General features: G+C 54.3%; 30 protein-coding genes. All 30 read left to right on the top strand.

What is annotated here, in order from left to right:
- The first annotated feature begins 19 nt into the window (after positions 1-19).
- The 30 genes from L9O85_RS09465 to L9O85_RS09610 all read left to right on the top strand — a co-directional run bounded on the left by L9O85_RS09465 (position 20) and on the right by L9O85_RS09610 (position 25,873).
- Positions 20-655, top strand: coding sequence for a hypothetical protein (locus tag L9O85_RS09465; protein WP_301578510.1), 636 nt, complete (start codon positions 20-22; stop codon positions 653-655).
- Positions 656-681: 26 nt separating this feature from the next.
- Entirely contained in the window at positions 682-1,236 is a 555-nt protein-coding gene (locus L9O85_RS09470) for an SUKH-3 domain-containing protein (protein ID WP_256182175.1), read from the top strand.
- 23 nt (positions 1,237-1,259) lie between these two features.
- Positions 1,260-2,108, top strand: coding sequence for a YwqG family protein (locus tag L9O85_RS09475; protein ID WP_301578511.1), 849 nt, complete (start codon positions 1,260-1,262; stop codon positions 2,106-2,108).
- 4 nt (positions 2,109-2,112) lie between these two features.
- On the top strand, positions 2,113-3,117 hold the full coding sequence (locus tag L9O85_RS09480) for a DKNYY domain-containing protein (protein WP_301578512.1): 1,005 nt from the start codon (positions 2,113-2,115) through the stop codon (positions 3,115-3,117).
- 16 nt (positions 3,118-3,133) lie between these two features.
- Entirely contained in the window at positions 3,134-3,679 is a 546-nt protein-coding gene (locus L9O85_RS09485; protein ID WP_050623997.1) for a hypothetical protein, read from the top strand.
- A 16-nt stretch (positions 3,680-3,695) separates the two neighbouring features.
- The gene (locus L9O85_RS09490; protein ID WP_050623996.1) at positions 3,696-4,022 is read left to right on the top strand and encodes a DUF5713 family protein; all 327 of its coding nucleotides are present in this window, start codon (positions 3,696-3,698) and stop codon (positions 4,020-4,022) included.
- Positions 4,023-4,351: 329 nt separating this feature from the next.
- Positions 4,352-7,576 (top strand): DUF4241 domain-containing protein, encoded by a 3,225-nt coding sequence (locus L9O85_RS15195; protein ID WP_430688771.1) that lies wholly within the window; start codon positions 4,352-4,354, stop codon positions 7,574-7,576.
- An 11-nt stretch (positions 7,577-7,587) separates the two neighbouring features.
- Positions 7,588-8,547 carry an NTF2 fold immunity protein gene (locus L9O85_RS09500; protein WP_301578513.1) on the top strand — a complete coding sequence of 320 codons (960 nt, stop codon included), beginning with the start codon at positions 7,588-7,590 and terminating at the stop codon, positions 8,545-8,547.
- Between the two features lie 33 nt (positions 8,548-8,580).
- A complete protein-coding gene (locus L9O85_RS09505) occupies positions 8,581-9,036 on the top strand; it encodes a DUF4259 domain-containing protein (protein WP_050623993.1) in 456 nt (151 codons plus the stop codon).
- A 44-nt stretch (positions 9,037-9,080) separates the two neighbouring features.
- Entirely contained in the window at positions 9,081-9,317 is a 237-nt protein-coding gene (locus L9O85_RS09510; protein WP_301578514.1) for a hypothetical protein, read from the top strand.
- 15 nt (positions 9,318-9,332) lie between these two features.
- Positions 9,333-10,814 carry a hypothetical protein gene (locus L9O85_RS09515; protein WP_301578515.1) on the top strand — a complete coding sequence of 494 codons (1,482 nt, stop codon included), beginning with the start codon at positions 9,333-9,335 and terminating at the stop codon, positions 10,812-10,814.
- Positions 10,815-10,826: 12 nt separating this feature from the next.
- Positions 10,827-11,426, top strand: coding sequence for a hypothetical protein (locus L9O85_RS09520; RefSeq protein WP_301578516.1), 600 nt, complete (start codon positions 10,827-10,829; stop codon positions 11,424-11,426).
- Between the two features lie 31 nt (positions 11,427-11,457).
- Positions 11,458-11,856 (top strand): hypothetical protein, encoded by a 399-nt coding sequence (locus L9O85_RS09525; RefSeq protein ID WP_301578517.1) that lies wholly within the window; start codon positions 11,458-11,460, stop codon positions 11,854-11,856.
- Positions 11,853-12,056 (top strand): hypothetical protein, encoded by a 204-nt coding sequence (locus L9O85_RS09530; protein WP_301578518.1) that lies wholly within the window; start codon positions 11,853-11,855, stop codon positions 12,054-12,056. Before L9O85_RS09525 ends, L9O85_RS09530 begins: the two co-directional genes overlap by 4 nt.
- Before the next feature lie 2 nt (positions 12,057-12,058).
- Complete coding sequence (locus tag L9O85_RS09535) at positions 12,059-12,295, top strand: hypothetical protein (protein ID WP_193955471.1); 237 nt, start codon at positions 12,059-12,061, stop codon at positions 12,293-12,295.
- Between the two features lie 25 nt (positions 12,296-12,320).
- Positions 12,321-13,190 (top strand): NADAR family protein, encoded by an 870-nt coding sequence (locus tag L9O85_RS09540; RefSeq protein WP_301578519.1) that lies wholly within the window; start codon positions 12,321-12,323, stop codon positions 13,188-13,190.
- Positions 13,178-13,636: a C-GCAxxG-C-C family protein gene (locus tag L9O85_RS09545; RefSeq protein ID WP_242850309.1), complete on the top strand. Its 459-nt coding sequence runs from the start codon at positions 13,178-13,180 to the stop codon at positions 13,634-13,636. Before L9O85_RS09540 ends, L9O85_RS09545 begins: the two co-directional genes overlap by 13 nt.
- Positions 13,637-13,658: 22 nt before the next feature.
- Positions 13,659-13,973, top strand: coding sequence for a hypothetical protein (locus tag L9O85_RS09550; RefSeq protein ID WP_108980936.1), 315 nt, complete (start codon positions 13,659-13,661; stop codon positions 13,971-13,973).
- Positions 13,970-14,410, top strand: coding sequence for an Imm51 family immunity protein (locus L9O85_RS09555; protein ID WP_108980935.1), 441 nt, complete (start codon positions 13,970-13,972; stop codon positions 14,408-14,410). The genes L9O85_RS09550 and L9O85_RS09555 overlap by 4 nt, the downstream gene beginning before the upstream one ends.
- On the top strand, positions 14,407-14,670 hold the full coding sequence (locus L9O85_RS09560) for a hypothetical protein (protein ID WP_050623985.1): 264 nt from the start codon (positions 14,407-14,409) through the stop codon (positions 14,668-14,670). The genes L9O85_RS09555 and L9O85_RS09560 overlap by 4 nt, the downstream gene beginning before the upstream one ends.
- A gap of 10 nt (positions 14,671-14,680) precedes the next feature.
- On the top strand, positions 14,681-14,995 hold the full coding sequence (locus L9O85_RS09565) for a DUF6881 domain-containing protein (protein ID WP_301578520.1): 315 nt from the start codon (positions 14,681-14,683) through the stop codon (positions 14,993-14,995).
- A complete protein-coding gene (locus tag L9O85_RS09570; protein ID WP_301578521.1) occupies positions 14,995-15,405 on the top strand; it encodes a DUF6966 domain-containing protein in 411 nt (136 codons plus the stop codon). The genes L9O85_RS09565 and L9O85_RS09570 overlap by 1 nt, the downstream gene beginning before the upstream one ends.
- An 8-nt stretch (positions 15,406-15,413) precedes the next feature.
- Positions 15,414-15,737, top strand: coding sequence for a hypothetical protein (locus L9O85_RS09575; RefSeq protein WP_301578522.1), 324 nt, complete (start codon positions 15,414-15,416; stop codon positions 15,735-15,737).
- 99 nt (positions 15,738-15,836) lie between these two features.
- A complete protein-coding gene (locus tag L9O85_RS09580) occupies positions 15,837-16,685 on the top strand; it encodes a hypothetical protein (protein WP_301578523.1) in 849 nt (282 codons plus the stop codon).
- A 25-nt stretch (positions 16,686-16,710) separates the two neighbouring features.
- Positions 16,711-17,061: a DUF6547 family protein gene (locus L9O85_RS09585; RefSeq protein ID WP_301578524.1), complete on the top strand. Its 351-nt coding sequence runs from the start codon at positions 16,711-16,713 to the stop codon at positions 17,059-17,061.
- A 15-nt stretch (positions 17,062-17,076) separates the two neighbouring features.
- Positions 17,077-22,704 (top strand): immunity protein Imm33 domain-containing protein, encoded by a 5,628-nt coding sequence (locus L9O85_RS09590; protein WP_301578525.1) that lies wholly within the window; start codon positions 17,077-17,079, stop codon positions 22,702-22,704.
- Between the two features lie 45 nt (positions 22,705-22,749).
- Positions 22,750-23,520 carry a hypothetical protein gene (locus L9O85_RS09595; protein WP_301578526.1) on the top strand — a complete coding sequence of 257 codons (771 nt, stop codon included), beginning with the start codon at positions 22,750-22,752 and terminating at the stop codon, positions 23,518-23,520.
- 73 nt (positions 23,521-23,593) lie between these two features.
- The gene (locus tag L9O85_RS09600; protein WP_301578527.1) at positions 23,594-24,457 is read left to right on the top strand and encodes a CbrC family protein; all 864 of its coding nucleotides are present in this window, start codon (positions 23,594-23,596) and stop codon (positions 24,455-24,457) included.
- A 28-nt stretch (positions 24,458-24,485) separates the two neighbouring features.
- Positions 24,486-24,764 (top strand): Imm32 family immunity protein, encoded by a 279-nt coding sequence (locus tag L9O85_RS09605; protein ID WP_050623979.1) that lies wholly within the window; start codon positions 24,486-24,488, stop codon positions 24,762-24,764.
- Positions 24,761-25,873 carry a hypothetical protein gene (locus L9O85_RS09610; protein WP_301578528.1) on the top strand — a complete coding sequence of 371 codons (1,113 nt, stop codon included), beginning with the start codon at positions 24,761-24,763 and terminating at the stop codon, positions 25,871-25,873. The genes L9O85_RS09605 and L9O85_RS09610 overlap by 4 nt, the downstream gene beginning before the upstream one ends.
- The last annotated feature ends 25 nt before the right edge of the window (positions 25,874-25,898 follow it).

Below are 25,898 nucleotides of genomic sequence, written 5' to 3' on the forward strand. Positions count from 1 at the left end.
AAGACAGGAGGATACCCACATGATTTCCACAAAAGATTTATCTGGCCTTCCCAATGCGGAGCGCCTGAAAAACTTCTGTAAAGGGCTGGCGGCTCTGGACATCGTCATGCTGGAGGAGGAATGGAGTTTCATTCGCCACTATACCTACAACCCCGCATGGCGAAAAGGCAAAGAGGCATTCTTTGCCACTGATGGCAGTGACCAGAGCATGATCGTCATGTTTGCGCCGGAAGGCTGTGTAATCAACGGTGTGGATTCCGAACTCTACGACTGGGAGGAAAAACTTCCCCGTATCGAAGACCTGACAGATGGAATGCCCCCTGCGTTGCAAAAGATCATGGGCAGCCGTGAAGTCAAAAAGATGAAAAGCACCTTCTGCGTCTGGACGGAAGATGGCACCACATGGCACTGCAATCCCATGGACGGCGAGGACGCATCCAAGGATCTGCTCTCCACGATTGATGGCAATCCGTTGAGCTATGTGGAGTACGGGAAGTGGTTTTATCCGGCCGATCTGCCTTTGGAAGCTGTGCGCCAGCTTGCTGACGGGGTTCCGGTGACAAAAGAACTGGTCACTGCGTTGAACCCGAAACGCAGCGAATGGGAAGAAATCAAGGCGGGCCTGGATAAGATTAGGTATCCACATGAACTTTGATTCACAGCAGACAGGAGATGAATTGAATGATCAAAGAACGCATCCCCATCTCCGGAGATCTCAAAAGCAAGGTCAGGCAGCTGATGGAGTACGCCGGATGGCAGGAAGGGCGAAAAGTGGACATCTCCATTGCGGAGAAGTATTACGCCGATCACGGTGTCCCGATGATGAAGACCACCCAGCGGTTTTACCGCAAGTATTTCGGCCTGTGCTGTGAGTGGTATCTGGAACAGAAAAAACTGAACTGGGCGGCTGACTTTCAATTCGCTTTGTTCCCTTACCTGGTCAACGGAATCAAAAACCATTTGGAGGACGCCTATTTCCGGGATATGTCCGGCTGTGAGCTGGCGGAAATTGAGCAGGCAGCTGGTCAGAAGTGCCAGCCCATCGGCCACGTCGGCTACTACTACCCGGCGGAGGTTTGGATCTCGGAGTACGGGAAACTGTATGCGAAATATGAGTACCAGGATGAGATCGAATGCTTTCCAGATGTGTTTGCCCTGATCGAACGTGAACTGCGGCAGTGCAGATTTGATTCCGCTGCCATGAAAACGGTTGAGGCACTGGATGGAAAGCTGTGAGAACGCATCAAGGAGGAACTGACATGAGCATCAAAGAAAAACTGGAGTCGTTGGGCAGAAACAGCATTCAGCTGAAAATTGCCAGAAAAGAGACATACAAGCTGGGTGCCACCCGCTTCGGTGGGCAGCCGGATGTGCCGCCGGACTTTGTTTGGCCCACCTATGAGGGCGAGAGCTATGACCATGTGGTGAAGGATCGTCCTCTCACTTTCCTGGCTCAGTTCAACTGTGCGGAGCTGGCCCAGTTTGACAAGGAGCATCTTCTGCCCGATCACGGCCTGCTCTCCTTCTTCTATGAGACGGATACCCAGTGCTGGGGCTATGACCCCAAGGATCAGGGCTGTGCCCGTGTCTACTGGTTTGAGGACACTTCCGCGCTGTCCTCCGCCGATTTTCCGGCGGATATGGAGGAAGATTTCAAGTTTCCGATGGTCAAAATCAAGATGGACTCAAAATCCTCCTATCCTTCCTGGCAGGACTTCAGCGAGGTGTTCCCAGATGAGGAGGATGACGACGCTTTCAACGATGCTTGGGAGGAACTGACCGGTGAGGACGCAGAGGACCCGGCTGACCGCTCCCAACTGCTGGGTTGGCCCGATGTGATTCAGAACAGTATGTTTGTCGAATGTGATATGGTGACCCAAGGCTACTATTTGGGCAATGGGTGGATCAAGATTCCAAAGGAGGTGCGACAGCAGGCGGAAGAAACGGCCCGTGACCGCTGGATGCTGCTGTTCCAGCTGGATACCGTGGAGCAGGGTGACTTCGAGTTGATGTTCGGAGACTGCGGGCATATCTATTTCTACATCACCAAAGAGGATCTGGCAGCCCGCCGCTTTGATCGGATATGGCTGGTCCTCCAGTGCTATTAAAAGTATGAAACAGAACTTTACTACTTGGCGCAATCAAATATTGCAGAATCCTCAGAACATTTCACCGTTGAAATTTGGAATGTCACAGGATGAGATCATGGAGATATTCGGCAAGCCCGATGCTGTTTCCACGATGAGAAGCGGCAGGAAGCCCTTAATTCTCAAATACCATGACATTGAACTGCATTTTGATGGAAAAGCCCATCATGGGCTCCATTTGATCTATAGCGACGATGAGATCGAGTTGAGCATCACAGCCGAGCACGGAGAAATGCTCCAACCGATCACCAACACAAAGCCGGTGGACAACGAGTTTTTCCTCAAGGATGGAGCGGTTTACTTCTCCGGCCTATATGAAAACGGCTTGTTGAAGGGTGTTGCGCCCAAAGACTTCTGCTGCTGGCGTTACTGGGGCAAATCCTCTACGGCCTGCTTTCTCGGCGGGATTCGCCTGCGTGGAGCAGACCCGGCATCGTTTCGGGTGTTAAACTATGCCTACGCGATGGATAAAACAGCCGTCTACACCACCAGCGGGAGAATCTCGGATGCAGAGCTGGCAGCCTTCCAGGTGTTGGACAACGGCCAGAACGATTCGGGTGCGCCCCAGGGATATGCAAAGGACAGCCGGCAGGTCTACTTCCACAATGGAGACGGCAAGGTGAAGATCATCAAGGGCGCGGAAGTTTCCTCTTTCCGCTCGTTGGGCGACACCTATTTTGCCAGGGATGAGAAACGGATCTATGCCTACGGCAAACAGCTTTCCAAAGCAGAGCTGACTTCCTGGGAACTACTTGGGCACTGGTATTCCCGCGATGCCAAGCGGGTGTACTACCTCAACCGGGAGATCAAAGGGGCGGATCGGGACAGTTTTACGGTATGCACCCCGCTGGATGCACCTCCGCTCGCTGACCATTTGGCCCGCGATAAAGACCACTTTTACCAGAACGATGAGATAATGGAAGAAACACAGTGGCTGGAACAGCTGCGCAAAATGGCCCAAGAACCGTAAACGGAGGAAAACGACAATGGACTATTTGAAGATATTGCGTGAAACCCCTGATTTGGCAGAGGAATTTGATTCGCTGTTTGACTTCTTCCTGCTGGATGAGTTATCCCCGCGGGATGACGCGGAAGGCCGATGCACCTTTTCCCTGCCCGGTATGGCCTTTGCCAGGGATGGCTCCGGCGGAGAATACCACCTGTTGGAAGATGGCTCCATTGGATATTACAGCAGCGAAGGTGAGGCAGGCCGTCTGGCCGAGAACATGGATGACCTCTTTTCCCTGATCGTGAGCTGTATCTGCTGGCACGACTGCTGTGACGCAAAGCACTATGTAGATTCCAAAACACTGGAGGAATACGGGCAGAGACAGCGCAACTGTAACTTGGAAGATATGGATATGGACAGCTGGCGGCGGGTGTCTGATGCTCTCGGCATCCCTGCCGATGAGCCGCTGGCTCCGGTTCTGGAGCGGTTCCGCAAAGCAACACAGCGTCAGCCTCTGTATCAGTGTATTTTCCATGAGGATGATGGCAGCCTCACCGAATCATACGGTTTGATGTTTGAATGAGAAAGGAGCAATTCCTATGAAATCATTTGACCCCAATTACAAACTGCTGGACGAGATGTATCAGGACGATTACTATCCTGCTTTTCTGGTGGACAAGGTAAAGGACGAGCTCCAGAAGGTCATCGATCTGCTGGAGAGCGGCGAAACCGCCACCGGAGTGGTGCAGGAGACACTGGACGAGGCGGTCTGCGGCATCAATGATCTCCAGGAGGAGTTTGACGAGAACGACAGCGAGATCGAAACGGTGGCACGGGAATGCATTGCGGCAGCCGTGGCCTATATTCTGGAGTGGTTCAATATCCCCATTGACACTGAGGAGGCCATCCGGGAAAGGGACTGGTGATACCCATGGCAGAAAAAGAACTGGTCATTTGCGATGAGTGCGGCAGCCTGTTTTTCAAAGGCTCCTCACAGATGATGGGGCTGTGTCCGGAATGTGCCCATATTCTCTATGGCTACCCGAATTGTCCCCATCATTTTCAGAATGGCCGGTGCGTGAACTGCTGCTGGGACGGCTCAGAAAGTGAGTACATTAAACACCTAAAAAAAGATTGAAAGAGGAAGCTATCTGCGAAAGGAGCTGGTGACGACCATGGCGTGGGGAGAATGTCCGCGATTTGACCATATGGCTGTCACTGTACCCAGCAGACCAGAAAAAGAGGAGACTTGCTTATGGCTGACTTCAAGCAACAGATCGACGATGCGCTGGACATTCTGAAATTTGACGGAGCTGTGCAGGACACTCTGGCCGAACTTCGAGAAAAATGGAGCGCACAGGTCCCGGTGCTGCTGGAGGAACGCTTTGATGCCGTCGGCGTCCAGTATATGAAACTGCCCCACGAAAAGGGTGTGGACGCTCTGGGTCAGGAGCTGTCCGCCTTCGGCTGGGCACTATATAACCTGGATGCAGAGGACGAGTATCTGTTTATCCTGATCCCAGAGGAAGAACGCAGCGAACTGGAACACTTTTGTAAAAAGCATGGGCAATACTGCCGCCTGATGAAACAGCCCGGACGAAAATGGGGCGCCCATGCCAAAGAGCAGGACCCCGGGGCTCTGATGCCCTGCGAGGAATACATCCTTGAGACCGAGCACGACTATTTCTTCAATTCTCTGGCAGGGGACTTTGCGGCCGGGGAATGGAAAAGCATCCATTCCGAGGAATGGAAATATGGTTGTGTGGCAGATCTGCGCTGCCGTCCGCCGAAAGTGACCCGCTCCATGAGTCTATGCCATTTCGGGTGCATTTCCTATTCGAATCAAACCGGGCTGTATGCCGCTTCAAGGGCCTCCGCAAGTGGGGTGATTGGAAAGGCATTGCTATGCAAAAACCCCAATACTCTAAACTTTTTTGAGCCTTCCCCCATCGGATATGAGGGCGCACCGAAATCTTTTTTCTGGGCCGACTATTCCCTCTGGGTGGGCGATCCCACCAACGCTACACGGATTGAACTGACCGGCCGGGGCACCTGCCAGGATGTAAAAAACTGTCCGCTGCCCAAGGATGGCTGGAGCGGCACCTATCACTGCGGCATCACGGCGGACGGGCTTGGCCGGATCTATTTTTCCAATGAGTGGTACAAGGGGCACATTTACCGCTGGGAAAATGGCAAGGTCACGGAGCACCCCTTCCCTTTGTACGGATACGACCATCTCTCCGAAGCGGTCCCCGTTCCCGGCACAGGCCGTATTTACATGATCCACGCCGTCAGCGGCAAGTGGCGGGTGAAGGAATGCCTGCTGGAGCTGGACATGGACACCGGACGGTGCCGAATCGCCGACCTGCCCGGAATGGGTGAGGGGCTGAAACTTCGCTGGTTTACCGAAGACTGGCTGCTGGTGCAGGGAAATGGAGAGATCCTCTCTGATGACTTTGCCCAGCTTATCAACATGAGCACAAGGGAGGTGCTGCGCATCCGTCCGGGGATGTTCGGAAGCGAAAAGATGCAGCACATTGGCGTGCTCACCGATGGAACGGTGGTCATCGTCACCCGACGGAACGGCGTGGGGCCGGTGTTTCGTTACCCCACCGACTTCTGGGGTTTCCTGCGGACGGCGAACAAGCCCCGAAGGCTGGAGCCCTGGCGGGAGTATGCAGAAACTTATCCGAATCTGCCCTTCTTCCTCCCAGGGAAGGAATCCAAATTGCCACAGAAGTGTGCAGACAACCGGCTGGACATGGGAAAAATGCTGCTTCGTCCCCAGTTTGACCAGCTCTCCCCTGAGAAAAGACAAGCTCTCATGGAGCAGCTTTCAGAGCAGTACCACCTGGATTTTGTGCGGATAGAGCACTTTGACCGCTGGGGCCAGAGCTGCACCACTGGAATCTTCAGGAAAGATGGCCGGGAGTTTGTCTTTGTTCCCGGTGATACCGTTACCCTTGGCTGGGACAGGTTTGCCGTGGGACTGAATCAGGAGAGCCGGGCAGAATTAGAGTACCTGTTTCAAGAATGGGAACTGGAGCAGGACCCGGCAGAATTCATTGGAGAAAGCTTGGCTCCCGTCCGGCAGGCGGCCATCGGCCCCATGCTGGTGGGCCGGGAGTTGGAGGAACTCTGCTGGGAGCCGGTTCAGATGGAAAATCCCAGATTGACTGCCCACCCTGACTGGCTGAGGCAGTTCCGTGATTTTGCCTGGAGCGGCCTTGACAGCCTTACCTTACATCAATCAGCCCGTATAGATCGAACAGAAACGGGCTTTCAGCTCTGGATCTATAACCGCACAGACTACCATGCGCTTCTTGAACAGTTGGAAAAGCAAGGTCTTTCACTGCCTACGGCGGATGAGTGGGCCTACCTGTGCGGCGGCGGGTGCCGCACCCTGTTCCCCTGGGGGGATGGGCTGGACTACTCCATGCGCCTGCGCTGGTTTGAGGACATGGATGAGGAGCAGGACAGACCCTATGACATGGAGCAGCCCAACTTCTTCGGTCTGTCCATCGCCTACGACCCCTACATGCGGGAAGTGGTGCAGGCTGACAAACTCACCACCTGCGGCGGAGACGGCGGGCGCAGTATCTGCGGCGGACTGGGGCCGTTCCTGGGGTTTCTGCCCTGTTCCCCGCACTGCAAGCCGGAAGTGCAGGAGGACAATGACCTGAACGGCGACTATGACTTTTACCGGCCCATCATCCGGGTGGACCCGGGACCGAAAGGAGATACCGATATGCCTACCACAGAATGGCTGAACAAATACGAATCTATCAAGGACAAGCTGGCCTGCAAAACGGACCTGGAAGCCCATTTTACAGAAAAAGTGATTGGGAACATGGGGGTGGATGTGCTGGACATCGGCACCGTCCATTTCCCCACCGGGCAGATATTCGTCTGCGATCCGCTGGTGGAGCTGGAGGATACACCGCCCTTTATACAGACCATTCCTGCCGGGACTTATCCCGTGAAGATCTGCGTGGTGCCCAGTGAGAAATACGGCGACCGCTACGCCTGCGTCAAGGTGGAGGTCAGCCAGGAAAAGCCTGTCCGCTATGAGCTGGGTATGACAGGCAGCGAGGAGCTGGACGCGGCGATTGGAGATGATGACTACTTCGGCTTTGGCGTAGACGCCGGGATGGGCTGTGTGGCGGACATCCAGACCCAGGCGGCCTTTAAGGCATACTGGACCAAGCGGCTGGAGGAAACCCCGGACATCGACCCCTACAACGACCTGTTCTGTGACTTGCTGGAGGAAAACGCCAAAGCCCACCCCAAATATCAGGGAGACTGCGGCGACTGGCTCAACTGGACAGTGCCGGACACCGACTGCAACCTGCCCATCTTCGCCTCTGGCTGGGGCGACGGTTACTATCCCGTCTACTTCGGCTACGACACCAAGGGCGAAGTCTGCGCCGTGTATGTGCGGTTCATCGATATTGAAGCCAGCTACAAAGAGCAGGAATAAGGAGGTAAGCAATGGAATTACCAAAACGGGCCAGAACAGCAGACTGGGAAAACGGTATTCTGACCTTAGACGGAGAGAAGCAGTTTGAAGTCCCGGAGCTGACCCCGGAGATCATGGAGCGGCTGGCTGGTTACACCCTGGTGGGCTTCCATGTGAAAGGCTATCCAGTGACGGATGAACTGCTGACGCCCTTTGCCGGACATAAAAATATGGTCAATTTCGGTGTAGAGAACGGCGCCCTCACAGACGCCTGTTTTCCGGTCTTTGCCGCCATGCCCAAGCTGCGCTATCTGCTTCTGGACGGCAACGCCGGAATCAACGGCAGCGGCCTGGCCGCCCTGCAAGGCTGCAAGCTGGACCTTCTGACCCTCAACCGCACCAGGCTGGACGATGCCGGGCTGCTTCAGGCGGCCTCCATCCCCAAGCTCTCCCACATCCAGATGGACCATACCGCAATTACCTACGAGGGCCTGCTGGCCATCGCAGGCAACAATTACATCAAGCCGGTGGCCCATGTGCAGTTCACCCAGGAGCAGATGGAACACTTCTCCCAGCTCCAGCGGGAAAAGGCCAAAAAGCCCGTCCAGCTGGATGAGCAGGCGGCGGCGGAATGCCGCAGGGTGCTGTCCGCTTTCTTTGCCGAGATGACAGAATGGGAGCAGTACATGGAGCAGGCCGGGTTTGAAGACGCTGAGGCTGTGCCCCGCCTGCTGGCGATCTGGGAGAAGTATGTGAGTGAAAAGCCCCGTCCGGGCTACCGGCCCCTGGGCCTCTCGTACAGTGCCCAGGGTACTTACAAGGGGGAGCAGTTCCTGGATGCGGAGCAGATCACCCGGAACAAGCTTTACATCTACACCAGGGAGGAAAATATAGGCTTTGACCGCCGCTTTCTCATGAAGCGTGTGGGCGAGGGCTGGAGGATCGACGGGCTGCAGGAGCGGCTGAACGGCTGGCAGCGCACGGGATTGTGAAGTTCATGAGAATCAGATTGGAGGTACAGGAAGATGGGTTCATGGGGTGTAAAAGCATTGGAAAGTGATAATGGCTTAGACCTAATTTTCCTTTTGAAATCAGATTATTTACCCAAACATAAGAAACTGACTTTAGGTGGATTGATAGGCTTTCTGAAAGAGGAAGGTTTTCTTGGAGAAACAGTGAACGAAATTGACTTTCTCTATGATAATACCGCCATCGCGCTCGCAGAACTTTATTCAGAATGGCAGGAAACAGGAAAGCTAAACTACGATGATGAGGATTCTAATGTTTGGTCAGCAATAACGAATTTCTCAGCTTCAGCTACTGCTCGAAAAGACCTTCTTAGGCGATTGAGGAGTATTAAAAATCAAGTTCCTGATGAAGATGGCGAAAGAGAAATCGTAGAACTTTGGAAAGAAAGTAATCACTGGGAATCGTGGGATAAGCATTTGGATTCTTTGATAGAACTCTTACAGCAGGAATAAAATTGTTGCTTTGTAGGTAAGTGCGTTGAATTGTGAGGCATCACATGGCATGGGAATATGAAACCTTTGGCCCAGACGGTCAATGCAAATTGTTCGGTGTGAACATCTTTGACTACGACTGGCAAACCACCGGCAAGCGAGTAAAAGTCAAAGACCCGATCTATCACCAAGACCATACCTTCGAGGTCTGGCAGGCAGAGATTGATGGACAAATCCGACGCTTCGCCGCTGGAGAGTTCTCCAACTGCGTATGGGGATTCTATCTGGAAAAGAACGGATGAGAGGAGCGTGGCGCCATGAAAGCCAGCACCGGAGAGGTCTATACGGTCTACAACCAATATCTGAAACGCTACACCGCCTGTCAGGTGGCCTATATCGCGCCGCCGGACTCGGTGAGCAAGGAGCCCTGGGCGGTGGTCCTCTCTCTGGACTGGGTAGGTGACGCCCCTCTGACGGCGGAGGAACTTCCTCATCTCCGCCCGCTCTACAAGGACTTTATGTACTGGTCCCGTGACCTCCACCTGCTGCGGGTGCCGCTGGAGGTCCCGCCCCAGTACGCGCTGGTGGGTACACTTCCGCCCTTCACCGACCAGCCCTGCCGCTCCTATGGCGGCTGGAATGACGGCTATGATGTGTACCTCCAGATCCGGTGGCAGGCCATCCCGGAAAAGCGGCGGCGGGCCTTCAAGGAGGCCATGGAGAGCGACGAGCAAACGGAGATCGGCGGCATCCCGCTAAAGGTCAGCAGCCATCGGGTGATGGACCAGTACGCGCCATTCGATTCGGCGCTGGAACTAAAGGCGCTGCCCTGCCTCTCCGACCTCATCTGCCAGCGGTGGCACCCGGATCTGCTGGAGTTTTTGCGGGGAAATCCCTTCCTTGATGAACTGACTTTGCTGAACCACGGTCAGAGGACACTTGATCTGCGGGGCACCAGCATCAGAAAGCTGATGCTGGACATGACCGGGCTGGAGGAGCTGTGGCTGGGTGAGGAAACGGAGCAGCTCCTGTTCCAGAACAAGGGGCCGGACGCCTGTACCATCCATGCCCCCGAAGATGGCAGCGGTTTGACCCTCCAATTTATCGGGGAATACCGCCCGCACACGGAACTGCCGAACCTTTGTGGGCTGCATAGCATCCAGCTGAAGGACTTTGATCTGACCGGACTGGCCACTGTCCATCCCCACCTGAAGGAGCTGCGGCTCTGGGGCGCGCCGGGAAACCTGCAAAACTTCTCCGCCGTGGGAGGGTTCCGGGAACTGACGAATCTCTCCACCTTCGACCTGTTCGGCTTCGAGGCGAACGACATCCCCACCCCGGAGCAGATGCCGGAACTTCGCTGGTTCTGGATGACCAGCCTGCCGGAGACGGCAGCAAAAGCGGCAAAGCGGCTCTGGAAAAGCAAGCCGGGAATGGATCTGCGGATCACCAAGCCCCGGAAACCGGAGTGGCTGGCGCAAAACCTGGATAATCCATTCCGGGGCTGGGACGGTGCGGAGCATATCCCCGCCTCCGCTGCGAAAAAAGCAGCCAATCAATACCGCAAGACCCGTTCCCAGCTGATGAAGCTGGCCGCTGAACCGGGCGAGGACGCCCAGGCCCAGGCGCTGGATGCGGTGACAGCCTATACCCAGACCTTCAACAAGATGGGCTTTATCGAAACCGAGGAGCGGGATGAGATCTACATGGCCCTGCGGGGCATCCTGGACGCCCTGCCAGGAGATATGCTCCAGAAAGATGCCCTGATTGAACAGTTTGATCATGTGCGAGATTTTTGAAAGGGGCATCACATGAGTTACACGAAATTCAACAAGGCAGTGACCAAGTGGCTGAAAGCCAATGGTCTGCCCTGCTATGGAACAGCCTACGATAGCCCCGAGGAAACAAAAGCCCGGCTGGACGCATGGATGCGCGGGAGCAAAGAGATACTGCGCCAGTGGATCACAGATAAGCGATACCGTGAACTGATCTCCTGCGCCCACGGCGGCTGGTATCAGGATGATGTAATTTTTGAGCCCTTGGCTGAACATTTTGTGGCGAACTACCTGTTTGATGAACTACGGTTTCTCTGTGAGCGCGGCATCCGTTTTTCTGTGGAAGATATGCTGTCCACCATTAAATCTGAGAAAGAGGAGCACGGGGCGCTTGATATAGAAATCATTCGGAACATAGATGTTCCAAACTATATGTCAGGCCGCAGTTATTCCCATTTGGGGGAAATCGCAAAATACAGGAAACGGGCGCTGGATCAGATTATCCGCTATACAGGCTATCTGGAGCAGATCCACGCACCTGCGGAGTATTTGGAACAGGTAAAGGTCCTGCAAAAGAGCGTTTCGGATCTGACAATCAAAGCAAAAGATTTGAAACCATTCCGGTTTCGGCTGTAAAAGCAATTTTCTGAAAGGAGCGTGTGGGCGCATGAGCCGAATTGTTGATGAACCATACTTTACATACAGTGCATACAACGCCCTGACCTCCGGCCTCCAGGTAAAATGCCCCAAGTGCCATGGCACGGGCATGGTGACAGCGGATGAGGATGACGCCTATTTCCGCTGCTTGAGCTGCGGCCACCGGATGACGCAGGATCGGACGGTCTACCGCTATGATGTCCATAACCAATGCAGGAACTGCGGCAGGTACTATCGGGTGGATATTGAAGATGAGGCAAAGCAGCGCTTTCCCGTCCTCCATGTGGCCTGTCCCTACTGTGGGACAACCATGCCGGGGGAGGTACACAAGACGGTGGAGGCTTTCTCCTATGGTGCGGAGATTCAGGGCGGCAAGGACCCCTGGTTCGCCTGGAACTTTGGTTTTTGACCTTCTTCCAGGGTAAGCCAGTCTGGGCCCTCAACCGGGAGCACCTTGCCTATCTGATCGACTATCTCAGCGCCGACCTGCGGGAAAAGCCGATGGGAAGAGCGAAAATGACCCAGGCTGACCATCTCCCCACCTTCATGAAAACCGCAAAGAACCGGGAGCGGATCGTGAAGCTGTTGAAGAAGCTGCAGGAGGGATAAGGATGGAGCAGAAAGTTATTTATAACGGCCAAATTCTTACTCTGACCCGGTTTTGGGCGACAGGAGAACCCTGCCTGTGGATCACCGACCCACAGCAAATCGGAATGCCAAAAATGGAGTTTGTAGGAGGCCACCCGGACGAATACTGCATTTTCCTGAAAAATCTGACGGAAACAGAGCTGTCACAGATCACATCTCTGGACGGCGCTCCACTGGATGTGAGAGAAGAACTGCGATAACACTGAACAGAAAAGGAGAACCCCTATGGCACTACAAGATAAGAAAATCATGCCTCCCCTTTGGCTGGCCCACCGGGAGATCGAGCGATACTCCATCGGCTGGCGCATGGGCTATGGGGAGGAAACCATATACCGATTTGGCGATTGGCTGGGCACTCTCTCACCGGAGGAGCGGGCGGAATACCGAGCCCTCTTTCCCGAACCGGTGACCTGGAAGGGCTGGTGGGATGACGAGGATAAGGTTGAAATGCTGGAGCACGGCGACTTCTTTGTGGAGGTATGGCAGCCGGAGGGCCAGCCAAAGTACACCCGCCAGTGGCTCCAGCAGGAGTTTGCCGCGGGGAGAAAGCGGGAGCTGTGCCTGTTCTGGGGCCATCAGCCTTCCGAGGACGGCCAGCTGACAAAAAGCTGCCTCAGCCAGTGGTGGATGGAAGATTTCTGGTCCATCGCCGACACCTATCTCTGCATGGAGCAGTATATGATGGCGGGCAAAGCCCAGCTGTTTGGCGATAGTGAAATCCGGGAGCAGATTTTGAAATGCAGCGATCCCAAACAGATCAAGGCCCTGGGCCGCAAGGTGCGGGGCTTTGACCAGAAGGTATGGGACAAGTTCAAATACGCCATTGTGCTGAATGGCAACTGGTGCAAATTCAGCCAGAACCGCGATCTGCGGGAGTTTCTCCTCTCCACCGGGGACAGTGTGCTGGTAGAGGCCAGCCCCTACGATAACATCTGGGGCATCCGCCTCGCGGCCAGTTCGCTGGAGGCCCAGGACCCGATGAAGTGGCGCGGACAAAACCTGCTGGGCTTTGCGCTGATGGAGGTGCGGGACGAGCTGCGCCGGGTGACAGAGAACGAAATGCTTTGCGATTGGAGTACAGTATGGCAGAAATGAAACTTTATGAACTGGTCAACCACTACCACATCGGCACGGACCTGACCTGCGCCGAGGCGATGTTCATGGCCTGCAATGAATATTACCATCTGAATTTGTCTGAGGAGACCCGGAAAATGTTCTCCGTCATGGGCCTTGGGATGCAGACCGAGCAGTCCTGCTGCGGCGCTTTCACTGTGGCGGTGGGGATCATCGGTCTGATGACCGCCAAAGAGGGCCAGACCGATGCGGACAACATGGAAGGCTACCAGATGATTGCTGAATTGACGGATTTCATGCTGGGCTTCTATGGAACGCTCCACTGTGTCGAGCTGCAAAAGCTGGAGATCGTGGGGTATGAAAACCCATGCCACGCCATTGTGGAGGCGCTGGCCAAAAAGCTGGAGGAGCTGCTGGCGGGCCGCAGGATCTTCCGCCCGGCAAATATGGAACAAATCGGTTCATGATATGCCGGAAAGAGGTAAGTCCATGTCTAAACTATCACAGGAAGAAGTACAATCACTTCGCAGCAGGATCTGCCACAGAGACCAGGAACTGATTTCCACTCTGACACCGGAGCAATTCTTTGCCCTGCTGTCTCACGACTATGATACCGGTTTTTCTGCTGGCAAGGCCTCCGCACAGAAGGAGATTCTCTGTATGCTGGCGGCGGACGGGATGCCCGTTGAGAAGATCGCGCTTCTGTTGCAGATGAAGACAGAGATGGTGCGGGAGATCATGGCCGCCAAGCAGGCCCACATTGAGAAATGCAGAAAGAAACTGGAACAGGTGGTGAAGCAATGAAAGACCTCTCCCAATACGGAAACCGGCGGGAGGGCGAATGGGAGATCCTTCCATGGTTACCCGATCCGCGCCCGCCATTCAAAATCTGGGTGGAGCCGGAGCAGATCGCGCCATTTTTTCTCATTCCCCACCACCCCTATGCGATCTCCCTTCTGCTGAAGATCAGCGACGGATTCCGGACAGAGGAATTCCGACGGCTGGGACTGACCGGCAGCAGCGGAGACTGGGAACGGCTGGTCCAGGGCGTGATCCGGGAGTTTGAGGAAAACAACAGCGGAGAGGATCTGTTTCACTTTGACTCCGACGAAGATGTGTTCTGCGTGTACTCCCAATATATCGATGATTTGATGCTGCTATCCAAGATGATCCGGGCGGCCTGTGACAATGAAAAAACGATGGGGATGTATCTGAACATGAGTGAGGCTGCGAAAGCATGAAAGAGTTGACCACTCATAAAGGGATAACAGTAAAATGCAGTAAAACGGCCATTGAATTTTTCCAAAATGCTCAATCAGTGGATTTCTTTTCTGTGTTGGAGATTCCAGAGGAATTCCAAGGTATAGCGGTTGAGTTTTATGATTTGATTCTGGAAAACGATCATCCCACAGCTTTGCTGGGCTGTCAGGGCGATTATGACATTGCGGTACAGATGAATGAGTTGACCGGCACTATGTCGGGTTGGCATTGGTTCAAATGAGGGAAATGGAATGATCGAGTACATCAAACTCTTTTGGGAGGACGCACCGGAGGGAGAACCGCCGGTCATCTTCTATGAAGTGGATACCGAAAATGAGCGGCTGGCCCATCGCTCCATTGACATCTTTGCAGACGGCCACACCCGCAACATCCCCGACCTTTACGCCGGTGCCATCGAGATCACGCCGATCCCCACCGTGGAAGAATTCAACACCCATGTCTGGGGCGACGAGTTCCATGCCTGCATAATAGAGAAAGCGGAATTTGAGGCCATCTGGGAAAGCCGCACCTATGATGGAGCGTTAAAAGAATCAGGAGGGTTCTGATGAAACAGACAGATATTTATACCGAAGCTCTGACCTGTCTGCGCTCCATCCTTCTGGCAGACCATCCAGAATTTCAAAACTGGATCGACTGGCTGGAGAGGGATATTCAGGACTGGACCCAGCGCCGTGAGGTCGCCCACCATCTTCGGGCATACGGAGGCATGGGATCTTTCAACGACCTGCCCGGTATGTGTGGAAATCACGACTACATTTTCGGCTTTCTCAAGTCAGTGTGCTATGCCTTCGGCCACCTTTATGGTAAACGGGAAGGCATTTCTCCAGAGGCATTGATGGAGGAGTGCCTGCACGATGTAGAGCAGGCAGCCTATCACCCACATAAGGCACTGAACCAAGCCATTGCCCAGCACTTGATACAGGGCGATTTACAGGAAAATCGGGATAAGCTGTAGGAGGATAAATGATGGTTCAAGCGTGGCGCAAGGTGGATTTTGGCACTGGAACAGTCACTTTTCTGGATGACACACAAAAAGAAGATATGCTGCAAGTGGAATATCCAAACGGATTTTTACTGGATATGGGCTGGTATCAGGACAGATACATCATTTCTATCATTCAGGATTTTGATTGGGCGCATCCGGTCAAGCGGTATGAGACAGCAGATAGGGATCAGCTTCCTGCTCTATTGACAAAGGCGGTTTGTTTTGTGGAAAAGGAATCACAGACTGCCGAGCCCGACAGAAAAGGAATCAGCCTTCCTCCACTCTATCTTGGAGTGGATTGAAACGGCATTGACCTATACCTACGTAATCGTGGTAGAAGGAAACCTATAAATAAAAACAGTGACTGCATTTCACCACTTTCAGATTGAGGAGGAAGCAACATGGATGTAATCAAACTGCCTAAAAAATTTCGCATGGTCTGCTATGAGATCATGGATGGCAAAAAAGGAGCCTTGGACACTCTGGAATCCTTTGCTGATAAATACCCCCATCAGGTAGCAGCAGTCAAGGCCGAGGTCGCCTATTTCAACCTGGACTATGAAAAGGCGCTGGCTTTGGATCTGACCATCCTTCCCTGGCTGGAGGAGTGGTATTACAGCAATGTGAGCGATGAACACATGACTGCCATGACGGTGGCCGCCATCCAGCTCCACCGGGAGCAGGAGATGATTGAGGCGCTGACAAAGGAACAGGCGCGCGTCCGGGCGGAGAACGGCCTTCCCCAGCGGGATCGGTTCTGTGACATCCTGATGGACTACCTCAAGCGGGGCGTAATGCCATTTGCGGACAACGACAAGAACTACCCCTACCATGAACCGAAGGAACCGCAGACAAAGGAGCAGCTATGGGCAAAGCTGGTGGAACAGAATAAAAAGCTCTCGCCGGACGATCCCGATGCCAAGCGGAAGCTCTATAACCACTGCTGTATGTTCGGAACCGCCAGGGATGCCGTAGATCTCTTTGAGGAGATTCAGGGCGTGCCCCTGGCTGACTCCTCCTATCGGGACGCAATCGCCCGCTATCTCTATCTGGGTGAACGGGAGAAGGCGCTCCAGACAGCGGAGCGGTTGGCAACATCGCGGCTGTGGGCGGTTGCCGGGCCGACGCAGGTGCGTCCCATGTCCTTTTTTGAGGACCCGAACCTGCGGGAGTTTTTGCTGGAGCCGGAATCCCTCCGGCGCATCCGGGAGGCTACCCTCATTGATGACGGGAACTTAATCCGAAAGTAAATTACTTGGGAATGGAGGATTTAACATGAGTAAGGAACTTGAACTATATAAAGCATTTATTGACGGTCTTGTGGAGCGGAAAGACAGTGTGACAGCCCGGTGGGTCAAGGGCGATGGTTTCCCCAAGACAGAGGACAACAAGGCGAAAAATGAACTTCTCGCCGCACTGACCCCGGAGCAGAAAAGCATAATAGCTGAGATGCTTCAGGACGAACATATTGCGGGTATCCACGATACCCTTGCATATATCAATGAGATGATGGATCTGGAGGGGCTGGAGCTTCATCAGGACGGTGAATCCTATCCCAACGACTATTTTGAGAGTTTGCACTATGACTTCATCAGCCGTTGTGACGGAGATGAGTGGCCGGAATAAAAGGAGGCGCGACGCATGTATATCAAAAAATACTGGGGCAACTTTATCGGAGGCTCGGATGACAGCCTGAACCTTGTGGCCTTTTTAGAGGATCAGAAAAAGAAGGAAATCTCCCTCAGCGAGATTTTTGCCAAGATCGGTCTGGACAAGCAGAACTGGGACTTCCACCAGACTGTGGAGTATCTGGAGTTCACCCACTCTAATGGCGTGGAGATGGACTTTCACTTCGCCATTGATGTGGTCACCGACCTGGCCGCCATCCTGCTGGAGTGCAGCGTCAGCGGCAGTGTGAGCCTCCAGGATCTGGACGAGTTCAACACCCCCGCCCGCCGTATCCGCATCACCGCCACGCCAGAGGAGCATGACGCCATGAACAAGGCTTTGGCGGATTTCGCGCAGAACCCACTGGAATATGACCTCAGTGAGATAATGGACGAGGGGGAGATCCAGGAGATGGCTCGGGATGTGGAATCCCTGCGGAAGGAACTGTACGACGCCGCTGGCCGCAACCGGGACTACCATGTGAAAGCGGAGGATGTGAAACATTTGCTTCCCGACTGGGAGGGTGCCGATGGCTGCATCGCCACCAACCGCATCACGGTGGAGGGCTGCAAGGTTGGCTACTGCTATCGGGAGAAGCCGGACGGCGGCTGGGACAGCGGCTGGCGCTTCACCGCTGGTGACGAGAGCGAGGCGTACATGGACGACCCCAACAATGCCGGAATCTACAAGCTGAACACGATCTGCAACGACGATCCCGACATCATTCCGCTGCTACGCACACCCGCTCCCTGCGCCTTTGAGCGGGATGAAAATGGCGTGTTCCAGCAGATCAAAGACTGGAAACCGGAACAGGACGAGGAGGACCCGGATATGGATATTTTGAAGCAGTGCCAGAAGTGGCATGAAAACGACGAACACCATAAAATTATTGACACTCTGGATGCTATTCCTTCCGAGGAGCATACCCCGGAAATCGATATGGAGCTGGCCCGGGCCTACAACAACCTGGCGGACCCCAGTGAGCCGGAGGGAAGGAAGCTGCTTCACCGGGCACTGGAATTGATGAAGTCCCACGAGGAGGAACTGGGAGAAACTTATTCTTGGAATTTCCGCATGGGGTATGCCTATTATTATCTGGACCAGGAGGGCCGCGCTCTGCGGTATTTTGAAAAAGCTCTGGAACTGCATCCCGGTGATGATCCTAAGCTCAACACCCGACAGGACATTGAGGAACTGATCGACTGGTGCAGGAAGGGCATTTCCCTGCCGCAGTTCTCGGAGTGCTTCCGGGAACGGACAGAGAACTGGTGGGAAACCTTTGCCGAGATGGAAGCAGAATTGCGCCAGATGATGGACAACGACAAAGACCACACCCGCGGCGCAGAACTCGTGGCCCAAATGGAAGAAACCCTGAATCTGATCTTTGATGAGATCTCCTTCGAGATGGGCTTCAACGGCGAGAAGTACGAGCTGATCCTCACCCCGGAGGGCGACAAGGTCAAGCTGTTTGAGCTGGTCCACTTCCAGAAGCACGCCCCCAAGGAGGTGCTGGAGCACTGGAAAATCCTGGTTGGCCGTCAGCCCCTCCAGAACATCGGTCTGCGTACCGAGGATGGCTGGGAGATTTCCGGGGAGGATGTGCAGATCTGGCTGGAGGAGCAGGGTGAAAACAGCTTCGCCATTTTTGCCTACTGTGAAAAGCTGCTGCCTATGCTTCGGGAGGCGGAAGGCCGGGCCTGGTGGATGCTCACTACCCTCACCGACCAAGTGCTGGGCGAGATCCCCCACATGAGATACATAGGCAGCTTTGATGTGCTGGAGGAGCCCAAGGCGGAGCCGTCCTTCCTCCTGTCCCAGTTGCCCGATATGCTGAAAGAAAAGGGAGCGACCCTCTCCACTGATCCAAATGCCTATCTGGAGAGCTATCTTGGCTACGAAATGAAAGCCAATGAAGACCCGGAAGCCGACTGGCGGCTGGATGTGATGGCAGGTTCCACCAACTGTGTGCCGCTCATCAACGGCTATTTGAATGTCGACAATGATTTTATGGACAATCTCCACGCTGACGGCGCGGTGGCAGGCTTCTTCTGCTATCCCCTGGATACCCTGCGGGAGGAGGAAGGAACGGAGAAGATCTTCGACTTCCGGGACAAACTGGAGGAAGTGTTCACCACCGGGGACGGCCCGGAAGTGCTCACCCTCACCGGCGGAGCCACCGGCCTCTACTGCGGATATGTAGACTTTATCGCCTGGGACATCCGGGCGGCTCTGGATAAGGCGAAAACCTTCTTCGAGGACAGTGACATCCCCTGGGCCAGCTTCCACACCTTCCGCCGGGAGGCTGGTACTGTGAGCCTGAAAACACCACCCGAGGAGGAACCGGACGCTGAGGAGCAAGAGGATGAGCTGGACGAGGCGCTGACGGGCATGGACTATATCCCTTACACCCCAGAGAACGCGGAGGAGTTCTTCGCACAAATCGAGCAGTGGAACGACGAGGATGAGTACACTCGCTGCATCCAAGCATTGAACGCCGTCCCAGAGGACTGGCGAACCTATCGTATTGCCTATGCCATGGCACGGGCACTGGAAAACTATTCCATTATTGGGGATCACGATGAGGGGACCCCTAACTATAGGGGAGATAAAGCCCTGCGGCGGGCCATCGAGGCGCTGGAGTCCGTCCGGCAGGAAGGACAGGACAAGTCCCAGTGGAATATGCGGATGGCGTATGCCTATCAATATCTCTACGGACAGGAGGAAAAGGCCATCCCCTACGCCCAGCGTTGGGCGGAGCTGGACCCGGAGGATGAGGACGCCCCAGCGGTGATCCAAGCGTGTCAGGAGGAGATCGCAAAGCGGACCGAGGCAGAGACCGAGAACGAGAGTGACCACACAGGCGTCTTCACCGGCTTTGTGCTGCTGTCCAAGGGAGAATGGGACAAAGAGCAGTTCATCCGGGACATGAAGGAAAAATGGGACATCACCGTGGATGAATACGACGCCAGTGAGGAGAAGGATGACGACGCACTGGTATTCGAGGTAGGTGATATGCTCGCCGCCGTCAGTCTGGCGGCCTATCCCATTCCCAACGGCGAAGCGGAACTGAACGCCGAGAACAACTATATGTGGCCGGATGCGGTGCAAGTTGCCAAGGAACACCGCGCCCATATCATGGTGGCTATTCTGGGCAAAGAGGAAAAGATTCTGGAGAAGGGTAAGCTCTTCACCAAGCTGGTGGCCGCCTGCTGCCGCCAGAAATACGCCACTGGCATCTACACCAGCGGTGTGGTATTTGAGCCTCGTTTCTATGAGGGCTTTGCCGATATGCTCAAAGAGGACGAACTGCCCATCTTCAACTGGATCTGGTTCGGCCTGTACCGGAGCGAGGGCGGCTTGAACGGCTACACCTACGGTATGGAGGTGTTCGGCAAGGAGGAAATGGAGGTGCTGAACACCGACGCCGAGCCGGAGGATCTGCGGGACTTTTTGGCAAGCCTTGCCTCCTATGTGCTGGCGTGTGATGTGATGCTGAAGGATGGCGAGACTATCGGCTTTTCTGCAGACGATAAGCACACCATCACCCGCAGCCCCGGTGTCAGTCTGCCGGAGGAGCAGATGACCCTGAAGATCTCCTGGGCGTCATCGGACGGTGACCCTGACGATGATGACGATGACCCGGACGATGAAGCACCCGAGGATGAAGAAACCGGTGTTCCCGAGGTCTACACCGAGGAGGAGATGGAGGCCGTCGAGGGGCACATTGATCAGTATTTCGGCAATGTCGAGAATGTGTTCCACGAGATCGTTTCCCCGGATATCCATGTGGATATCTGCATCGTGCCGCCCACTGAGGAGCGGGACTACTACACCCTGGTCACCATGGGTATGGGTGCTCACCGGATGAATGTGCCGGCGGAGCTGGCGGAATACAAGCTGGAGCGGGCGGAGCTGGCTATCGCGCTGCCTGCGGACTGGAAGCTGGATCAGGAGTCCATGAAAGACGAAAAGTGGTACTGGCCCATCCGCCTGTTGAAATCCTTGGCCCGTCTGCCCATCAACTGTGACAGCTGGTTGGGGCATGGTCATACAGTGGAGAACCGGGAACCATTTGCAGACAACACCAAACTGTGTACTGCTACCCTGATTGGTCCCCAAGATGCGGAGGATGGCAGCGAGGTCTGCACCCTGCCGGGCGGCGAGGAGGTCAACTTCTATCAGGTCATCCCTCTTTATGCGGATGAATTGGACTATAAACTGGAACATGGTGCAGACGCTCTGCTGAACAAGATGAGGGGGATCAGTTTTGTCGTAAACCCCACCCGCCAGGATGCTATCACCCGTGGCACCCTTTCCAATGATGATTTTGACGGTGAGATGGACGACGCTTCCTATCACCTTGAGAGCATTGAGGAGAAGGAACTGCCTATTGACCCCATCAATGCTTATAACCACATGGCCATCTACCTGCGCTGGTGTATGGAGCACAACCTGATGGGCGAGGACTTCCTGAAAGAATATAGCGAAGTGGCCAAACAGGTCAAAGCTGATCCTGCCAGTGTGGATCTGCGGGCGTTTATCCGGGATAAGCTGGACGGCTGTCTGTTCTCTGTGCTGTTCAATCAGCAAGGCCGTGCCTTTGCAAGCTATTACTACGGAGAGGGCGACAGCCCCTACTATCCTGCCGATGTTGATGACAACGCCCTCCGCTTCTTCGGCCCGGAGCGGTATCACTCTGATGAGTTCCAGGATGAAGCCTACCTGTTCATCCCCTTTGACGAGGACTACTATCAGGCTATGGCAGAGGTGATCGGGGAACGCTTTGAAAACTGGCAGGGACAGGACTTCGACGGGGACACGCTGGAGCCTTCCGAGGTGGCTCAGGCCATCATGGAGTATCTGGACTGCGAGTGTACCTATTTCCCATCCATGGCAGACGATGACCCCATCATGTCGGCGTACAGCTATGCCAAACGGGGAAGTTTCAAAGAGGGCTTTATTCCCGTGCTCATCAAGGCGGATGACGAAACGCTGTTGGAGTGTCTGGTGATGAACGCCGACCCGGAGAATGATGCGGACATTTACGAATTTGACCTCAAAACGGTAACGGAGTATCGAAAGAAGATGCTCTCCGCTCCCGTCAAGGACGGAAAGGCGGTTTTGGAGGAACTGGTCGGCCAGCGTAAAGCGGAAACCGAAGATGACGATATGGACTGGGAGGAGGAAGTTCTTGGTGAGATGGAGGGCGGCTATGACAATGACCGCTTCTCCTGCTATTGGGATTCGGATAGCCACATGACCTATCCGCTCATTCTGGCCAAAATTCCGGTAAAGAATCCCTGGGAGCTCTTCGCCTATCTGCCCTTTGGAAATTGGAATGAGTGCCCCGACACACCGGACCTGATGGCAGTGGCGAAATACTGGTTCCAGCAGTATGGCGCCATCCCTGCCGCCATGAGCCACGATGAATTGGAGTTCCTGCTCCCGGCCCCTGTTTCCCAGGAGCAGGCCATGGAAGCTGCCACAGAACAGTACGGCTTCTGTCCGGACATTGTGGATCAGGAGCAGGATGACCCCACTGTGGGCAATCTGGCGGATGTCCTGCGGCAGTCCACCGTCTGGTACTTCTGGTGGGATTGATGGGCTGTATCGGAATGACGGAACAGCAACGATAGGAGGAACGTTATGAAAAACTTGCAGATACTGATGATGTGCTGTTTCCTGGTACTGCTGACTGCCTGCGGGCGGGAGGGCGGCACGGCCCAAACCCCTGTTGCTTCAGAGGAGATCACAGAGAGCATCACGCAAATGCCGGATGAACAGGAGAGTGAAGCCATGCCGGAAAATATGGAATTGGGGCTCACAGTGAACGGTGTTTATTATCCGATCCCGATTTCTTTGAAGCAGTTGACCGACGATGGTTGGAAAATCAGCGGGCAGACGCCCTATTTCCTGGAGCCGTTCGTGGGTGAAGAATATTATGAAACACGGGCAGATTGGTCTCTATCCAAAGATGGGCAGGAGATCCTGCCGGGTGGGTCCATCATCCGGCTCCTGGAAAAAGACGGGGTGTTGTTAGAGGTGACCATTACAAACCAGGTGTCCATAGGGTCGGATACGCCATCTCAAAAAATCGAAGATGGTGTGGTAGATTCCATGGTGGTTTTTTATGATGAGAAACACACCAGCATCAAATTGGATAATCAGGAACTGAACCATGTAACCCAGGATTATTTGATTGAGAGGTATCCTTCCAGTGATGGTTGGACTCATCTTCCCAACACATACAGCGATCATCCAGAGTTTGGGATTTCCACAGAATATACCATCGAAAATGATCTGGATCAGTACAGCAGAAGTATCACGATCGATTTTGATCTGGAGAACAAACCGTTCAAAGTAAGTGTATGTAATGAGACTCCTCTGGACCGTGCGGAACCCTCCCCACAGACTTGATGAGCGGACTTGCGTTTCCCAGAAACAGTCCGCCGTCTGGTACTTCTGGTGGGATTGATGGGAGATTTTGACCATGAACGAATACCTGAAGCAATATATTGAACTCCAAAAGCAGTTTCGAGAGACAGAAGGAAATCCGGACAGTGTCCGCGCCCTCTATGCCTTCAAGGAGGACCTGGAACACGCCGAGGACCGGCAGGCCAAGGAAGTGCTGGTGGATGTGTATGATCTGCTGGACTTTAAGAAGGACTCCTACGAACTGCTCTGCCAAATTGGAAATCATTCCGATAAAAAGACCCTCAAGCGGCTGGGTACGCTGAAGGACTATGCGGAGAACTGGGGCAACCACTATGCCCTCCCCAGGCCAAAAACGCCGGAGGAAAAACAGAAAGAGAAGGAGCGGCAGGCCCAGCTGGGCCTGCCCACCTTCCGGTATCACCCCACCCCTCTGGAAACCGGCGCTTTTGAGGAGTCCCCAGATGGCGTTGTCTGCGACTGCTGCGGCAAGACAACTCATATTTTCTATACAGCCCCCTTTTACGCTGTGAAGGATATTGAGCATCTGTGCCCGGAGTGTATCTCCAGCGGCGAGGCGGCCCGGAAATATGACGGCAGCTTCCAGGACGATTTCTCTGTGGATGATGGTGTGGACGATTCTGAAAAGCTGGACGAGCTCATCCACCGCACTCCCGGCTACTCCGGCTGGCAGCAGGAATACTGGCGCGCCCACTGCGGCGATTACTGCGCCTATCTGGGCCCTGTGGGTTCCAGAGAACTGCGGGCGCTGGGTGTGATGGAAGATGTGCTGGAAGATCCTATGTGGGACGAGGAGCAGAAGGAAATGATTCGGGAATCCGTCAATGGCGGGCACCTGCAATGCTATCTGTTCCAGTGTCTCCACTGCGGAAAACACCTGCTTTGGATGGATTTTGATTGAGAAGTTTTTAAAAGGTGGGATACAAACGATGACAACCAAAACACTGACCATTCAATTCAATGATGAACAACTGCCCATCCTACCGTTAGAACCGAAAGCCCACCTCTCCTTTGCCACCCATGATGATGGAAATGAATTGGAATTAACGGGAAACCGGGCGGGGCTGCTTCTATTGGCGAAAGCCGCTTTGGGTATGGCAGAAACCGTGCGTGAGGACGGATTCCACATCCATCTGGACGACTTGTATAGCATCAACGCCGAGGGAAAAAGCATCCTGATCCGAAAGGAGGAAAGGTCGAAGCCATGATTGAAAAAACCTTCCTCAACCCCGCCACAAATAAGAAGTGGCGGATCGAAATTGACGGACATATCATCCGAACCTGCTTGAATGGCGGGAAGGTCAAGGAGATCCTGTGTGACTCCGCCTTCCAGGTCAAGAGCAAGGCGGCCAGCGCCATGATGAGCCAGATGCGGAAAGGATTTGTCTATCAGAATCCAGATGCTGCTGTTGGGCAGGCGCGGTGCCATCGGTTTGTTGGAAAGGACAGCAACGGTTTTATGCCCCTGGCTGCCGCCCTCACACGGGACGACTTCTTCCTGACGAGGGTGGCCGGAGATTTTGAGGACGAGATCCTCTATTACTTCAATGGCAGCGGAGAGATCCTTGAAACGGTCTCTCTGGGTGCCAGGCGGATGACCTATGAGCAGGTCCTCTGCCCCAATGATACTCTGCTGCTGAACAACAGCTATCTTCTCCAGCAGTTCTCACTCCGCACCCATGAAATCACACCCTTTGCCAACAAGAAAAACAGCATGAAGGCCATGCTGGATGTCAGCGGCAACTTGGCCCTGTGGTACACGGGCGAGGAGATCGTCATCTTTGACTTTGGCAGCAACACAGAGATATGGCGGGAAACGGTAAAATGCAAGAAGTCAAAAGACCCGAATTTTGCCTATTACTGCTTCGGGATGCTCTCTCCCCGGCAGAGCAAAGCGGCCTACCGCGTCACCGAGGGTGAGTATGTGCTGGTCGATTTGAAGTCCGCCCAAAAAACAGTGATCTCCAATGAGGGCTGGCATCCCTTTTTCTCCCCGGATGACCAGTTTTTCTCGGTGGGCGGCAAGTTCTATCTGACCCAGACCGGAGAGGAGATAGCCAATCCTTTCCCATTTTCTGTCCGGCAGGGGCTGAGTTTTTCAGATACCTGCGCGGTGAAGACAAGGGACAGCCTGATGGCTGTTCAGCAGGATCGTGGCAACTCTCCCATAGAGCTGTGGGATACCAGCAGCGGCCAACTGCTGGCTGCCATTGACGACCCCTTTGTGGTGCTGCAGGTGAATTTTGCCTTTACCCAAAGCGGGCTTGTCCTGCACACCGATTACGGGGTCATGAGCATCTATTCCTGCGACCTCTGAAACGGAGAAATGAACTATATTTATT

This window comes from Lawsonibacter asaccharolyticus (assembly GCF_022453915.1).
GTDB lineage: Bacteria > Bacillota > Clostridia > Oscillospirales > Oscillospiraceae > Lawsonibacter > Lawsonibacter asaccharolyticus.

Bases quoted from the DNA above. Each gene is read 5' to 3' on its own strand.
- L9O85_RS09475 (WP_301578511.1), top strand. From the start codon at position 1,260: ATGAGCATCAAAGAAAAACTGGAGTCGTTGGGCAGAAACAGCATTCAG.
- L9O85_RS09565 (WP_301578520.1), top strand. From the start codon at position 14,681: ATGATCGAGTACATCAAACTCTTTTGGGAGGACGCACCGGAGGGAGAA.
- L9O85_RS09505 (WP_050623993.1), top strand. From the start codon at position 8,581: ATGGGTTCATGGGGTGTAAAAGCATTGGAAAGTGATAATGGCTTAGAC.
- L9O85_RS09555 (WP_108980935.1), top strand. From the start codon at position 13,970: ATGAAAGACCTCTCCCAATACGGAAACCGGCGGGAGGGCGAATGGGAG.
- L9O85_RS09605 (WP_050623979.1), top strand. From the start codon at position 24,486: ATGACAACCAAAACACTGACCATTCAATTCAATGATGAACAACTGCCC.
- L9O85_RS09510 (WP_301578514.1), top strand. From the start codon at position 9,081: ATGGCATGGGAATATGAAACCTTTGGCCCAGACGGTCAATGCAAATTG.
- L9O85_RS09595 (WP_301578526.1), top strand. From the start codon at position 22,750: ATGAAAAACTTGCAGATACTGATGATGTGCTGTTTCCTGGTACTGCTG.
- L9O85_RS09490 (WP_050623996.1), top strand. From the start codon at position 3,696: ATGAAATCATTTGACCCCAATTACAAACTGCTGGACGAGATGTATCAG.
- L9O85_RS09590 (WP_301578525.1), top strand. From the start codon at position 17,077: ATGTATATCAAAAAATACTGGGGCAACTTTATCGGAGGCTCGGATGAC.
- L9O85_RS09525 (WP_301578517.1), top strand. From the start codon at position 11,458: ATGAGCCGAATTGTTGATGAACCATACTTTACATACAGTGCATACAAC.
- L9O85_RS09480 (WP_301578512.1), top strand. From the start codon at position 2,113: ATGAAACAGAACTTTACTACTTGGCGCAATCAAATATTGCAGAATCCT.
- L9O85_RS09465 (WP_301578510.1), top strand. From the start codon at position 20: ATGATTTCCACAAAAGATTTATCTGGCCTTCCCAATGCGGAGCGCCTG.
- L9O85_RS09600 (WP_301578527.1), top strand. From the start codon at position 23,594: ATGAACGAATACCTGAAGCAATATATTGAACTCCAAAAGCAGTTTCGA.
- L9O85_RS09570 (WP_301578521.1), top strand. From the start codon at position 14,995: ATGAAACAGACAGATATTTATACCGAAGCTCTGACCTGTCTGCGCTCC.
- L9O85_RS09535 (WP_193955471.1), top strand. From the start codon at position 12,059: ATGGAGCAGAAAGTTATTTATAACGGCCAAATTCTTACTCTGACCCGG.
- L9O85_RS09470 (WP_256182175.1), top strand. From the start codon at position 682: ATGATCAAAGAACGCATCCCCATCTCCGGAGATCTCAAAAGCAAGGTC.
- L9O85_RS15195 (WP_430688771.1), top strand. From the start codon at position 4,352: ATGGCTGACTTCAAGCAACAGATCGACGATGCGCTGGACATTCTGAAA.
- L9O85_RS09515 (WP_301578515.1), top strand. From the start codon at position 9,333: ATGAAAGCCAGCACCGGAGAGGTCTATACGGTCTACAACCAATATCTG.
- L9O85_RS09540 (WP_301578519.1), top strand. From the start codon at position 12,321: ATGGCACTACAAGATAAGAAAATCATGCCTCCCCTTTGGCTGGCCCAC.
- L9O85_RS09580 (WP_301578523.1), top strand. From the start codon at position 15,837: ATGGATGTAATCAAACTGCCTAAAAAATTTCGCATGGTCTGCTATGAG.
- L9O85_RS09500 (WP_301578513.1), top strand. From the start codon at position 7,588: ATGGAATTACCAAAACGGGCCAGAACAGCAGACTGGGAAAACGGTATT.
- L9O85_RS09545 (WP_242850309.1), top strand. From the start codon at position 13,178: ATGGCAGAAATGAAACTTTATGAACTGGTCAACCACTACCACATCGGC.
- L9O85_RS09485 (WP_050623997.1), top strand. From the start codon at position 3,134: ATGGACTATTTGAAGATATTGCGTGAAACCCCTGATTTGGCAGAGGAA.
- L9O85_RS09575 (WP_301578522.1), top strand. From the start codon at position 15,414: ATGATGGTTCAAGCGTGGCGCAAGGTGGATTTTGGCACTGGAACAGTC.
- L9O85_RS09610 (WP_301578528.1), top strand. From the start codon at position 24,761: ATGATTGAAAAAACCTTCCTCAACCCCGCCACAAATAAGAAGTGGCGG.
- L9O85_RS09585 (WP_301578524.1), top strand. From the start codon at position 16,711: ATGAGTAAGGAACTTGAACTATATAAAGCATTTATTGACGGTCTTGTG.
- L9O85_RS09520 (WP_301578516.1), top strand. From the start codon at position 10,827: ATGAGTTACACGAAATTCAACAAGGCAGTGACCAAGTGGCTGAAAGCC.
- L9O85_RS09550 (WP_108980936.1), top strand. From the start codon at position 13,659: ATGTCTAAACTATCACAGGAAGAAGTACAATCACTTCGCAGCAGGATC.
- L9O85_RS09560 (WP_050623985.1), top strand. From the start codon at position 14,407: ATGAAAGAGTTGACCACTCATAAAGGGATAACAGTAAAATGCAGTAAA.